At 71.4% G+C, this 12679-nt stretch carries 14 protein-coding genes and 1 tRNA gene; 8 read left to right on the top strand and 7 right to left on the bottom strand.

Annotated features, from left to right (window positions below; translation table 11 throughout):
• Window positions 1-9: 9 nt before the first annotated feature.
• Window positions 10-2997, top strand: coding sequence for a PAS domain-containing protein (locus AC0IWM_RS05220; RefSeq protein WP_471753377.1), 2988 nt, complete (start codon window positions 10-12; stop codon window positions 2995-2997).
• Between the two features lie 37 nt (window positions 2998-3034).
• On the opposite strand, the gene AC0IWM_RS05215 is transcribed toward AC0IWM_RS05220, so the two are convergent.
• Together AC0IWM_RS05215 and AC0IWM_RS05210 are read right to left on the bottom strand one after the other, a co-directional pair.
• Window positions 3035-3937 (bottom strand): histone deacetylase family protein, encoded by a 903-nt coding sequence (locus AC0IWM_RS05215; RefSeq protein WP_471753376.1) that lies wholly within the window; start codon window positions 3935-3937, stop codon window positions 3035-3037.
• A gap of 24 nt (window positions 3938-3961) precedes the next feature.
• Window positions 3962-4927 carry an NAD(P)/FAD-dependent oxidoreductase gene (locus AC0IWM_RS05210; RefSeq protein ID WP_471753375.1) on the bottom strand — a complete coding sequence of 322 codons (966 nt, stop codon included), beginning with the start codon at window positions 4925-4927 and terminating at the stop codon, window positions 3962-3964.
• A gap of 158 nt (window positions 4928-5085) precedes the next feature.
• On the opposite strand from AC0IWM_RS05210, the gene AC0IWM_RS05205 reads away from it, so the two are divergent.
• From AC0IWM_RS05205 to AC0IWM_RS05190, 4 genes are all read left to right on the top strand, one after another.
• Window positions 5086-6270, top strand: a complete 1185-nt coding sequence (locus tag AC0IWM_RS05205; protein ID WP_471753374.1) for a ceramide glucosyltransferase — start codon at window positions 5086-5088, stop codon at window positions 6268-6270.
• 286 nt (window positions 6271-6556) lie between these two features.
• Window positions 6557-6769, top strand: a complete 213-nt coding sequence (locus AC0IWM_RS05200) for a DUF4287 domain-containing protein (RefSeq protein ID WP_471753373.1) — start codon at window positions 6557-6559, stop codon at window positions 6767-6769.
• 140 nt (window positions 6770-6909) lie between these two features.
• Window positions 6910-7617, top strand: coding sequence for a glutamine amidotransferase-related protein (locus AC0IWM_RS05195; protein WP_471753372.1), 708 nt, complete (start codon window positions 6910-6912; stop codon window positions 7615-7617).
• 56 nt (window positions 7618-7673) lie between these two features.
• Complete coding sequence (locus AC0IWM_RS05190; protein WP_471753371.1) at window positions 7674-8006, top strand: hypothetical protein; 333 nt, start codon at window positions 7674-7676, stop codon at window positions 8004-8006.
• A gap of 24 nt (window positions 8007-8030) precedes the next feature.
• Here AC0IWM_RS05190 and AC0IWM_RS05185 read toward each other — a convergent pair.
• Window positions 8031-8115 (bottom strand) — tRNA-Leu (locus AC0IWM_RS05185).
• A 145-nt stretch (window positions 8116-8260) separates the two neighbouring features.
• Here AC0IWM_RS05185 and AC0IWM_RS05180 point away from each other — a divergent pair.
• Window positions 8261-8842: a YqaA family protein gene (locus AC0IWM_RS05180; RefSeq protein WP_471753370.1), complete on the top strand. Its 582-nt coding sequence runs from the start codon at window positions 8261-8263 to the stop codon at window positions 8840-8842.
• Between the two features lie 18 nt (window positions 8843-8860).
• Window positions 8861-9349, top strand: coding sequence for a disulfide bond formation protein B (locus AC0IWM_RS05175; RefSeq protein WP_471753369.1), 489 nt, complete (start codon window positions 8861-8863; stop codon window positions 9347-9349).
• Between the two features lie 3 nt (window positions 9350-9352).
• On the opposite strand, the gene AC0IWM_RS05170 is transcribed toward AC0IWM_RS05175, so the two are convergent.
• The 4 genes from AC0IWM_RS05170 to cpdR form a co-directional block, all read right to left on the bottom strand.
• Complete coding sequence (locus tag AC0IWM_RS05170) at window positions 9353-9844, bottom strand: DUF1178 family protein (RefSeq protein ID WP_471753368.1); 492 nt, start codon at window positions 9842-9844, stop codon at window positions 9353-9355.
• A 36-nt stretch (window positions 9845-9880) separates the two neighbouring features.
• Window positions 9881-10729 (bottom strand): carbon-nitrogen hydrolase family protein, encoded by an 849-nt coding sequence (locus AC0IWM_RS05165; protein WP_471753367.1) that lies wholly within the window; start codon window positions 10727-10729, stop codon window positions 9881-9883.
• Window positions 10726-10983, bottom strand: coding sequence for a glutaredoxin 3 (gene grxC, locus AC0IWM_RS05160; protein WP_471753518.1), 258 nt, complete (start codon window positions 10981-10983; stop codon window positions 10726-10728). Before grxC ends, AC0IWM_RS05165 begins: the two co-directional genes overlap by 4 nt.
• Window positions 10984-11077: 94 nt before the next feature.
• Window positions 11078-11434 (bottom strand): cell cycle two-component system response regulator CpdR, encoded by a 357-nt coding sequence (gene cpdR / locus AC0IWM_RS05155; protein WP_003603128.1) that lies wholly within the window; start codon window positions 11432-11434, stop codon window positions 11078-11080.
• A 207-nt stretch (window positions 11435-11641) separates the two neighbouring features.
• On the opposite strand from cpdR, the gene AC0IWM_RS05150 reads away from it, so the two are divergent.
• Window positions 11642-12550: an N-formylglutamate amidohydrolase gene (locus AC0IWM_RS05150; RefSeq protein WP_471753366.1), complete on the top strand. Its 909-nt coding sequence runs from the start codon at window positions 11642-11644 to the stop codon at window positions 12548-12550.
• The last annotated feature ends 129 nt before the right edge of the window (window positions 12551-12679 follow it).

Below are 12679 nucleotides of genomic sequence, written 5' to 3'. Positions count from 1 at the left end.
GCACGGCGCGTGACCCATTCCCTGGCATTCCTCGACGCGGGCAGCGTCACCGGCGTCGAGATCCGGACGCACGACTGGACCGGAACGCCGCTCGGCCCGCCGGAGGCTTGGCCACCGGCCCTGCGCAACACGCTGGCCCTGATGCTCGCCTGTCCCCGGCCGATGTTCCTGGCCTGGGGGCCCGACCTGCTCTGCTTCTACAACGACCCCTACCGTCCGATCCTGGGCTATCGCCTGCCGCACGCCCTCGGCCGTCCGTTCCGCGAGGTCTGGGGCAGCATCTGGGACGAGATCGGCCCGCTGGTCGAGGCCACCCTCGCCGGCGAGTCCCGCACCCTCACCGACATGAAGCTAGACCTCGCGCGGGCGGGCCGGGCGGAGGAGAGCTGGTGGTCCTTCACCTACTCGCCGGTCTACGACGATGCCGGTGCGGTCAACGGATTGTTCTGCGTCACGGCGGAGACGACCGACCGTGTGCTCGGCGAGGCGGCCCTGCGCGAGAGCGAGGATCATTACCGGCACGCGGTCGAGCTGAATCCCCAGGTCCCCTGGACCTGCGATCCCGCCGGCAACATCACCTCCTACGCGACGCGCTGGCTGACCCTGACGGGACAGGCCCCCGGCGAGCCCCTGGGCGACGGCTGGACCCGGGCGATCCATTCCGAGGACCTGCCGCGGACCGTCGCCGTGTTCGGCGCCTGCCTCGCCTCCGGGGAGCCGGTGGACGTCGATTACCGCATCCGCCTCGCCACGGGCGAGTATCGCTGGATGCGCGCCCGGGCCTACCCGCGGCGCGCCGAGGACGGCACGATCCTGCGCTGGTACGGCGTGGTCGAGGACATCCACGACCGCAAGCGGGCCGAGATGCGCCTGCAGCGGCGCGAGGAGCAGCTGCGGCTGGCCACGGAGGCGGCGGAGGTCGGAACCTGGGATCTCGATCCGGTCGCGGACACGCTGATCTGGTCGGACCGGACGAAGGCGATGTTCGGCCTCCCCCCGGAAACGCCGGTGACCCTCGACGACTTCGAGGCCGGCCTGCACCCGGAGGACCTCGCGGCCACCCGTGCGGCCTTCGCCTCGGCCCTCGATCCGGCCCTGCGCGCCAGCTACGACGTGGAGTACCGCACCGTCGGCCGCCACGACGGGGTGGTGCGCTGGGTGGCGGCGAAGGGCCGGGGCGTGTTCGACGAGACCGGGCGCTGCGTCCGGGCGCTCGGCACGGTCATCGACATCACGGCGCGCAAGGCCGCCGAGGGCCACCTGCTCTTCCAGATCGCCCTCGGGGACCGCCTGCGGAGGGCGGCCACGCCGCTGGAGATCACGATGATCGCCGCGGCCAGCCTCGGCGCGCATCTCGGCGCCGGACGGGCCGGCTACGGACATCTCCGGAACGGGGGCGATGTCATCGCGGTCGAGCGCGACTGGAGCGACGGCCGGATGGCGTCGCTCGCCGGCGAGGCCCGGGTGATCGAGGCCTTCGGGCCCGCATTGGTCGCGGAACTGCGGCAGGGGCGGACCCTGGTGGTCGCGGATTGTCGGACGGATCCCCGGACCGCGCAGTCGGGGTTCCAGGACAGCTGGGACAGCATCGGCACGCGGGCGCTGATCGTGGCTCCGATGATGCGCGGCGAGGAATCCGGCGTCGTGTCCCTCGGCGGCGTGTTCTACGTGCACGCCGCCGCGCCGCGCCGCTGGACCGACGCGGAGGTGCGGCTGACCACGGAGGTCGCGGCGCGGACCTGGTCGGCCCATGCGCAGGCGGAGGCGGAGGCCGCCCTGCGGGAGCTGAACGCGACCCTCGAGGAGCGCGTGGCCGGGCGCACGGCGGAGCTGGAGCAGACCCACGAGGCCCTGCGCCAGGCGCAGAAGATGGAGGCGGTGGGCCAGCTCACCGGCGGGGTCGCCCACGACTTCAACAACCTTCTCACCATCATCCGCTCCTCCGTCGATTTCCTGCGCAGGCCGGACCTGCCCGAGGCGCGCCGGAGTCGCTATCTCGACGCGGTGTCCGAGACCGTAGACCGGGCCGCCCGGCTGACCGGGCAATTGCTCGCCTTCGCGCGGCGGCAGGCGCTCAAGCCCGAGGTGTTCGATGTCCGGGCGCGGCTCGTGCTCGTCGCGGAGCTGCTGGAGACGGTGACGGGCGCCCGCATCCGCATCGTCACCGAGCTGCCCGACGAGACCTGTCACATCCGCGCCGATCTCGGCCAGTTCGAGACCGCCCTGATCAACATGGCCGTCAATGCCCGCGACGCCATGGAGGAGCGGGGCACCCTGACCATCCGGCTCGAATGCCGTGCCTCCCTGCCGCACCCGCGCAAGCCCGGCGGCAGCGCCGGCCGGTTCGCGGCGATCTCCCTCACCGACACGGGGAGCGGAATCCCGGCGGACCATCTCGACCGGATCTTCGAGCCCTTCTTCACCACCAAGGCGGTGGGCAAGGGCACCGGCCTCGGATTGTCCCAGGTCTTCGGCTTCGCCAAGCAGTCGGGCGGCGACATCGCGGTGACGAGCACGGTGGGCGCCGGAACGACCTTCACGCTCTACCTGCCGGCCGTCGCGGCGCATCAATCGGCGCCGACGGTCTCCGCCGTCGAGCGCCCCGCCGTGTCCGGGGACGGGCTGCGCGTGCTCCTCGTCGAGGACAACCTGGAGGTCGGACGCTTCGCGCGCCAGATCCTGGAGGATTTCGGTTACCTGCCGACCTGGCACACCGATGCCGAGAGCGCGCTGGCGGACATCGAGGGCGCTGCCGCGCCCTTCGACATCGTGGTCTCGGACGTGGTCATGCCCGGCATGGGGGGCGTCGCCCTGGCGCAGGAGCTGCGGCGGCGCCGGCCGGACCTGCCGGTGCTGCTCGCCTCCGGATACAGCCACATCCTCGCCCAGGAGGACGCGCACGGCTTCGAGCTCCTGCACAAGCCCTATTCCGCCGAGCAGCTCGGACAGATGATCAACCGGATCGTCGCGCGGCACGCGGCGCTGCCGGATTCCTAGCGGCGGCCCGGACCGACCGGATCGCCAGGGCCGTCGGTCAGGTCGCCCGCTCGGCCATGGCGGAGAAGACCAGGGCGTGGCGGGCCGCGAGGGCGTCGATGTCGGTGGAGTAGCCGCCGCCGATGACCCCGACGAACGGAATGCCGCGCCGGTGCGCCTCGCCGACGACGAAGCGGTCGCGGGCCAGCAGGCCCGCATCGGTGAGGTCGAGGCGCCCGAGCCGGTCGTCGCGGTGGGGATCGACCCCGGCATTGTAGAACACGATGTCGGGGCGCAGCGCGTCGAGCAGCGGCCCGACATGGGCGGCCAGCACCGCGAGGTATCCGGCATCGTCGACCCCGTCGGGCAGCCCGACATCCCGGTCGCCGGCGATCTTGCGCGTCGGATAGTTCTTCTCGGCATGGATCGACAGGGTGAAGAGGTCGGGCGTCCCGCTCAGGCAATCGGCGGTGCCGTCGCCCTGGTGGACGTCGCAATCGACCACCAGCGCGCGCGCGACGGTGCCCTCCGCGTGCAGGGTGCGGGCGGCCACCGCGACGTCGTTGAAGATGCAGAAGCCGGCACCGGTCTCGCGCCGGGCATGGTGGCTGCCGCCGGCGGTGCTCCCGGCGAGGCCGTGGGCCAGGGCGAGGCGGGCCGCCAGCAGGGTGCCGCCCACCGAGGCGCAGGAACGGGCGACGACGGAGGCGCCCACCGGCAGGCCGATGTTGCGCTCGATCTCGCGCGAGACGTCGAGGGCGAGCACGGCCTCCACGTAGGCGCGGTCATGGGCGGCGGCGAGAAGGTCGGCCCCGGCGGGCTCGGGCCGGGCGAAGCCGTCCGGGGCCAGCCCCTGCTCGGCCAGGAGCTCGGCCAGGCGCCCGTACTTGCGCATGGGAAAGCGGTGTCCCTCCGGCAGGGTCGCCTCGTAGGCCGGATGGAAGACGATGGGCAGGCTCATGTGGACGGGTTCATCGTGATGCGCTCAGGCCAGATCCGCGATCAGCCGCTCCGCCAGGGCGAGCCCGCTGTCGTAGGCGGCCTCGATCCGCGGCCCGAGGCAGCCGTCGCCGGCATAGCCGAGGCGCTGGGCCGGATCGTAGAGGCAGGGCGCGCCGCAGGTCTCCTCGACGAAGGCGTAGCGCCAGCGATGGGCGCGGGCCTGGAGGGGCGTGACGGGGCCGCCGAAGAGCTCGCCGATGGCCGCGAGGAGGCTCGCCCGCACCGCCTCGGGGGTTTCCTCGAGATGGGCCTTCGACCAGGCGGGCGTGGCGTGGATGGTGTAGGCCGGCGGCGCCTCCGGGCGTCCGGGCTTCACGCCCTCGCGGAACAGCGCGGCGATGGGTCCGGTCGCGGGGCGCAGGACGTCGCCCGGGACGGACGGCTCCGCCTCGCAGGCCAGCATCAATGACCAGCAGGGCGCGTAGCGCGCCCGCTCGACGCCGGGCAGCGCGCACCCGCTCGCCGCGAGGAGGCGCAGGGCCTGCGGGCCGGGCACCGTCAGGACCACCGCGTCGAACACCCGGTCCGCGCCCACCTCTGCTTCCGCTTCCGCTTCCGCCAGGGCGACCCGCCAGCCGTGCTCCGTCCGGGCCAGCGCGGTGACGGTCCGGCCAGCGCGGACGTCGAGGCCGGCGAGAAGGTCGCGCACCGGCGCGGTCATGTCGGGCACGGCCGTGACGGTGCCGTCCGTGTCGAAGTGCGCCACGAGGCCGCGGGACTTCCAGTCGTCGAGGCGGCGGCGGAAGGCGGGGCCGTGCGCCCGCATCACCTGCGCGCCGTGGTCGAAGCTGAGGCCGGTCTCGCGGTCTCGGCGGTTCGCCATGCGACCGCCGGGCTGCCGGCCCTTGTCGAACAGCGCGACGGAGAGGCCGGCCTCGTGGAGCCGGCGCGCCGCGCTCGCCCCCGCCATCCCGGCCCCCACGATCGCCACCTGCGCCGGTCCCGCCACGCACGTCCCCCCTCGTCGTCCGAGGCTGTCATACGACTGAAGCAGCGCGGCTGTTAGGGGCGCTGTGCAGCCGGAGACGCGACGCGGTGTCCAACCCGCGCCCGGCCGCGTTCTTGGAGCCTCGCGAGCGGGAGACGTCGCGAATGTGGGATCAGGCGTTGCGGGAGCTGTCGGAGCCGGGCGCCGCCGTTGCCCTGGGACTGTGCGTCGCCCTGACGCTGGTCAACCTCGTCGGCATCACGGTGGCGGCCCTGCGGATCGGACGGCGCAACGGCGCGTCGGTCTTCCCGAAGGACGCCCCGGTCTCCCTGGTGCGGCCGGTCTGCGGCATCGAGGCCTTCAGCGAGGAATTGCTGACCCGCGGCTTCCAGCTGGCCCATCCCCGTTACGAGCTGATCTTCTGCGTGGCCGACGGGGCCGATCCCATCGTCCCCCTCCTGGAGCGCCTAATGGCGGCCCATCCGCGGGTGCCCGCCCGCCTGATCGTCGGCGACGAGCGGATCAGCGACAACCCCAAGCTCAACAACTGCGTGCGTGGCTGGGAGGCGGCCCGTCACGACTGGGTGGTGCTCGCCGACTCGAACGTCGCGATGCCGCCGGACTACCTGCAGCAATTGCAGGCGGCCTGGCGCCCCGATACCGGCCTCGTCTGCTCGACGCCGATCGGCGCGCGTCCCTCCGGCCTGTTCGCCGCGGTGGAATGCGCCTTCCTCAACACCCTGCAGGCGCGCTGGCAATATACCGGCGAGGCCCTCGGCCTCGGCTTCGCCCAGGGCAAGAGCATGCTCTGGCACAAGCCCTTCCTGGAGGCGCGCGGCGGCATCCGGGCGCTGGCGGCCGAGATCGCCGAGGATGCGGCGGCGACCAAGCTCGTGCGCGCGGCGGGCGCCCGGGTCCACCTCGTGGCCGCTCCCTTCGACCAGCCCCTCGGACGCCGTACGCTGTCCGAAATCTGGTCGCGGCAACTGCGCTGGGCGCGGCTCCGGCGGGTCACCTTCCCGCTGTTCTTCGCCCCCGAGATCGGCTGCGGGCCGCTCCTGCCCTTCGCCCTCGCCCTCGCGGCCGCGCCCTCCCTCACCCTGGCGGTCCTTCTCCTGGGGCTCACGGGACTGTGGTACGGGGCCGAAATCGTCCTGGCCGCCCGGGCGCGCTGGTACCGGCATCCCCGGCTCCTCCTCGCCTTCCTGATCCGCGACGCGCTGATCCCGTTCCTCTGGATCGGCGCCTGGATGCGCGGCGCCATCGTCTGGCGCGGCAATCCGATGGACATCCGGACGAAGGCGCCCGAGCCGGCTGGCCGCAAACCCTGGCGCCGCCTGCGGCCGCGCGCCAGCGCCGCCTGATCGCGGCGCCGGGCGGACCGTCCTCGGCTTCCCCTGCGCCCTCCTCACGCGGCGGCGCCGGGGTGTGGCGGAGACCTGCTTCGTCACCTCGATCCCGATGACCCGACCGCGCCGCGCGAGCCTCCTCGCCGTGAGAGACCCGGCGCCTTCCGGAGCGGCCCGAAATCGGGTTCGGGCGGGAGCGGGCTTCGGCCTGGCGGCACGCTCCATTTCCAAAACGAGACCGGCGATCCAGAATGCCGAGAGCGCCAAACGGGCCAGCACATCTCCCGGAGCCACGACCGCCATGAGCGACGGACCGATCAAGGGACCCGCCTCCTACTTCCCGTCAATCGAGAAGACATACGGGCGACCGGTGGCGGAATGGCAGGAACTGCTGCGAAAGCGGCTTCCCGCCAAGCACATGGACTTGGTCGCCATGCTCAAGACCGATTATTCGATGGGCCATGGCCATGCCAATGCGCTCGTGGCGCACACCCTGGCGGCCCTTAAGGGGTAGGCGATCGACGGTCGCGACCGCGGCTGCGACGGCCGGCCTCCGGACTCGGCGTGTCGGCGAGCCGATGGTCCGCGAACCGCCTCGACGGACGCTCGCGCCAGGCCCGGAGTGCCGATGTCAGCCCAACCCTGATGCCACCCATGAGAATCGCGATCCTCGAAGCCGGCACCCCGCCGGAGCGGCTCGCCGGCCGCTATCCGGGCTATGGCCGGATGACGGCCGACCGCCTCGGTTCCGGGCACGATCTCACGGTGTTTTCGGTCAATCGCGGCGACTGGCCCGCCGATCCGGACGCCTTCGACGCCACCCTCGTCACCGGTTCGCCCGCGGGGGTCTACGATTCTCTGCCCTGGATCGGCACGCTGATCGCGTACCTGCGCGGCCTCGATCCGGAGAAGCCCCTCGTGGGGATCTGCTTCGGGCATCAGGTCATGGCGACCGCCTTCGGCGGGCGGGTCGAGAAGTCGGACAAGGGCTGGGGGATCGGCCTGCATGCCTATCGCATCGCGCGCGCGGCGGATTGGATGGACGCGGATCCGGAGGTCGCCGCGCCCGCCATCCACCAGGACCAGGTGATCGAGGCGCCGCCGGCGAGCCGGACGCTGGCGGGCAACGGCTTCACGCCGCACGGCATCCTCGCCTATTCCGACCGGCGCGCCGTCTCGTTCCAGTTCCATCCGGAATTCGAACGCGACTACGCCCGCGCCCTCATCGCGGGCCACCGCCCGGGCGCACTCGACGAGGCCCTGCGCGCGCGGGCCCTCGCCTCCCTCGATGCGCCGAGCGACGGCGCGCGGGTCGGCGAATGGATCCGGCGCTTCCTCGCGGAGCGATCCCGGCCGGGCTAGGCGAATCCCCGCACGTCGATCTAGCCTCGGGCGAATCGGATCGCGGGAGTCCCCCCATGCAGCGCAGCGCTCAGTTCTCCATCGCCCCCGACAAGCTCTGGCAATCGATCAATCCGTGGACGTTCTACCAGCAGGGCGCGCAGGTCGGCCTGGTCAACATCGACCTCGGCCACACGCCGAATCCCGAACTGGAACAGAAGATCCTCGACGACGTGGGCAGCTACGGCCGCCAACTGGGTCGGATCGGCGATGCACTCGAGGTTCTGCTGCGCCACATCCGTCTGGATCACCTCACCCCCGCGGAGGAGGATGCCCTCCTGATCCTGCGCGGGCAGCTCGCGGAAGTCCGGCGGGTCAAGGAGCGCCAGGGGGCAGCGAGCCGCGACTGACGATCAGGCGTAGGGAAGGAGAGATGGTGCGGGCGGTCGGAATCGAACCGACACTCCTTGCGGAACCGGATTTTGAGTCCGGCGCGTCTACCAGTTCCACCACGCCCGCAGCGTTCGCGTCATCGCACACCTTCCCGGATTCGGCCAGTGGCGTTTTCTTCGCACTGCGATATGCGGGCGCTCGCCAGGGACGGCCACGTATGATCAAAGGGCTCGGCCCTGCCTTCCCGCCTTCCAGCCTTCCCGGACCCTTCATGATCCGTCGCCTCTACGAGTGGATCCTCGCGCTCGCGGGCAAGCCCTTCGCGCCCTACGCCCTCGGGGCCGTGGCCTTCGCCGAGAGCTCGTTCTTCCCGGTGCCACCGGACGTGATGCTGGTGCCCATGGCCGTGAGCCGGCCGGACCGGGTCTGGTTCTACGCCCTCATCACCACGCTGGCCTCCGTCGCCGGCGGCCTCGTCGGCTACGCCATCGGGGCCCTGCTCTTCGACTCGGTCGGGCAATGGGTGTTCCGGGTCTACGGCCTCTCCGACAAGGCCGAGACCTTCCAGGCCTCCTATGCCCAGTACGGGCACTGGGTGATCCTGCTGAAGGGCCTGACGCCGATCCCGTTCAAGCTCGTGACCATCACCTCGGGCTTCGCCCATTACGACCTGTTCTGGTTCGTGGTGCTGTCGCTGCTGACGCGGGGCGCCCGATTCTTCATCCTGGCGGGACTTCTCGGCCGCTACGGCGTTCAGATCCGGGGGGTGCTCGACCGGCACCTCAACGTGGTGGCGGCGATCTCCGTCGCGGTGATCGTCCTCGGCTTCGTGCTGTTCAAGGTGCTCCTGTAGACAAGGTGCTTTTCTGGCATGGACTACGCTTCGCTCCTGCGCCTGCGCCGCGCCGCCCTTCTCGTCCTCGTCGGGTCCGTGTTGACGCTCGCGGGAGCCTGGACCTTCCAGTGGGGCCTCGGCTACGTGCCGTGCAAGCTCTGCCTGCAGGAGCGGATTCCCTACTACGCGGCGGTTCCGCTGGCCCTGCTCGGCCTGTTCCTGCCGACCTGGAGCGCGCGCCTCGTCCTCGGCCTCGCCGCCCTCGGCCTGCTCTACGGGGCCGGCCTGAGCGTCTATCACGCCGGTGCGGAATGGAGCCTGTGGGCCGGTCCCACCGATTGCGGCGGCGGCACGGGTGCCAACCCGGCCGATGTCGGCGATTTCCTGAACGCTCTCCAGACCACGCGGGTGGCCGATTGCTCCACCGCGGCGTGGCGCCTGTTCGGCATTTCCCTCGCGGGCTGGAACGCGCTCATCGCCTTCCTGCTCGCGTCGATCGCCGGCACCGCCGCGCTGAAGCGCTGAGGCTCAGTGTCGGTCGTCGGAGGCCGGCGGCAGGGGCGCAACCGCGATTCCCTCGTCGACGAGGGCACGGACCTCTTCCAGGCTCGCCTCGCCGTAGATCGCGCGGGTCTCGGTCTCGCCGTAGTGGATCCGGCGCGCCTCCTCGGGGAAGCGCGTGCCGACGTCGTCGGCGTTGCGCGTCGCCTCCTCGCGCAGGGCGCGCATCACGGCGCGCAGGCGCCGCTCGGGCTCGGTGGGCGCCAGGTGCGGCATGGGCTGCGGGGCGACGGCGGGGAGGTTCGCCTTCGACGCCGCCTCGGCCGGCGGCGGCAGGGCACGGCCCCCGCGATCCGTGCGGGCGACGGAGGGCGCCATCATGCTCTTGCCGACCTGGGCCGAGCCGCAGACCGGACAGGCCACGAGGCCGCGCGCGGCCTGCGCATCGAAGGAATCGCTCGACGGGAACCAGCTCTCGAAGCTGTGCCCGGCCTCGCAGACGAGGGTGTAGCGGATCATGGGACCAGAGGTTTCGCGACGGTAGCGCGGGCGGGATCAGGCGGGGCCGCCCACCCGCTCGATCGTGAAGGGCCGGGCGTGCTGCAGGGTCGGGATGCGGGCGCGGGCATCGGCGACGCGGGAGAGGTCGATCTCGGCCAGGATCACGCCCGGCTCGGCGCCGTTCGCATCGGCCAGGACCCGGCCCCAGGGATCGACGATGAGGGAATGGCCGTAGGTGTCGCGCCCGTCCTCGTGGTGCCCGCCCTGCGCCGCCGAGATCATGAACGAGCCGGTCTCGATGGCGCGGGCCCGGTGCAGCACGTGCCAATGGGCCTCGCCCGTCTGCTTGGTGAAGCAGGCCGGGGCGGTCAGGATGGTGGCGCCCGCCTCGGCCAGTGCCCGGTACAGGGCGGGGAAGCGGATGTCGTAGCAGATGGCGAGGCCGATGGGCGCCCATGGCGTGTCGGCGACGACCGCGCAGGCACCCCCGGTATAGGTCGCGGACTCGCGCCAGCGCTCGCCGTTCGGCAGGTCGACGTCGTAGAGGTGAAGCTTGTCGTAGGAGGCCGTGATCGCGCCCTCGGCATCGATCAGGAAGGCGCGGTTGGCGACCTTGTCGCCGTTGCGCACGGCGAGCGACCCGATCTGCAGCACGATGCCGCGCTCGCGCGCGACCTCGCGCAGGGCCGCCAGCGTGGGGTCTTCGTCCTGCGACGTCACCTTCTCGAACAGGCTCGCCTTGCTGCGCTCCACCAGGGAGGTCATCTCGGGCGTCTGGACGTAGTGCGCCCCGGCGCTCGCCGCCTCGCGCACCAGCGCCACAGCCGCGTCGCGGTTGACGAGGGGATCGCGGCCCGAGCGCATCTGGACGCAGGCGGCGGTGAAGGTGGGTGCGTCGCTCATGCGGCGACCAGCGCGTCGAGCTTGCCGGCACCATTGAGGGCGTAGAGATCGTCGCAGCCGCCCACATGGGCGTCACCCACGAAGATCTGCGGCACGCTCGTGCGACCGCCGGCACGCTGGACCATGGCGGTGCGCGAGCCGGCCGCCTTCTCGACGTCGATCTCGGTGAAAGCGATGCCCTTGTCGCGCAGCAGGCTCTTGGCCGCCGAGCAGTACGGGCACCACGCGGTTGTATAGATCGTGACCGGCTTCATCGTCGTCGCGCCCCATCCCAATCCCATCAGCATATAGGCGAGCCGGCGGGCTCTTCCTACTGCCTCGATTCGGCGGGGGCGGCGGGCGTTACGCTCAGGCGGCCAGGAGCTTCTCGACCTCGTTGACGAGATCACGCAGGTGGAACGGCTTCGACAGCACCTTGGCGTCCTTCGGAGCCTTCGAATCAGGGTTCAGGGCCACGGCGGCGAAGCCCGTGATGAACATCACCTTGATGTCGGGGTCGAGCTCAGTGGCGCGCCGCGCCAGCTCGATCCCGTCCATCTCGGGCATCACGATATCGGTGAGGAGCAGCTCGAAGGGCTCCTCGCGCAGGCGATTATAGGCCGAGAGGCCGTTGTCGAACGACAGGACGTCGTAGCCCGCGTTCTGCAGCGCCTTGGCCAGGAAGCGGCGCATGTCGTTGTCGTCTTCCGCCAGGAGGATCTTCATCGAGCAGCGTCCCGTACCTTTGATTCGATGTGTTCTTTCCACAAAGCACCGGCTTGGTAAACAGAACGTTGCCGGCCCGCCCGGGGCAGGTGTCCCACGGCACCACCGGGGGCCTCCCGAGGCGCCCGTGATGCTGGACAGGCCAGTCGGCAAAACGCAAAGTGAGAGGATGCGTTGTCCCGTCCGCACCGAGGCGCCCGCGCCGCGATGACAGAGCCGTTCCAGACCCCCGACGCGACCGGAGCGGCCGCCTTCGATCCACCCTTCACGGTGGACGAGCCGACGGCGCACACCCTCCCCTTCGTCTTCAACACGCCGCATTCCGGCGCGGTCTACCCGCCGGCCTTCCTCGCCGCCTCGCGCCTCGACGGGCTCGCACTGCGGCGCTCGGAGGACGCGCATGTCGACCGGCTGTTCGCACCGGTGGTCGACCTCGGGGCGCCCTTGATGCGGGCGCATTTCCCCCGGGCCTTCCTCGACGTGAACCGCGAGCCCTACGAACTCGACCCGCGCATGTTCGACGGGCGCCTGCCGGCCTTCGCCAACACCCGCTCCATGCGGGTGGCCGGGGGCCTCGGCACCATCCCGCGCCTCGTCGCCGACGGGCAGGAGATCTATCGCGGACGCCTGCCGGTGGAGGCCGCGGTCGAGCGGATCGAGACCCTTTACAAGCCCTATCACCGCACCCTGCGCGGCCTCGTCCAGCGCACGGCGCGCCAGTTCGGTCACGCCATCCTGATCGACTGCCACTCGATGCCCTCGTCGAGCCTCGGGCGCGACGAGGCGGCGCGGGCCGACATCGTCCTGGGCGACCGCTTCGGCACCGCCTGCGCGCCGATCCTGATCGACGCCTTTGAGCACCATCTGCGCGCCCGCGGCTATCGCGTCCTGCGCAACAAGCCCTACGCGGGCGGCTTCATCACCGAGCATTACGGCGAGCCGAACGTCGAGCGGCACGCCCTGCAGATCGAGATCAACCGGGGCCTCTACATGAACGAGGCGACCCTCGCGATCACCCCGGGCTTCTCGGAACTGGTCTGGCACCTGCGCAGCGTCGTGGGCGCCGTCGCCGCCGAGGTCCAGGGCCTCGCCCCCTCCCGGATGGCCGCCGAGTAGGCGCGTTCGACAAGAAAGTTTTGGGTGCGGCCCGAAAAGATTTTCCGGCCGCTTGCGCGAAAGTGACGGTTTTGCCGGCCCCTTCGCGGCCAAGTCCGGTTAGGAGTAGCCCAGACCGGGCGCGTACCT

The organism is Methylobacterium sp. AC433, assembly GCF_979253015.1.
This window is presented reverse-complemented; position numbering and strand designations above follow the sequence as displayed.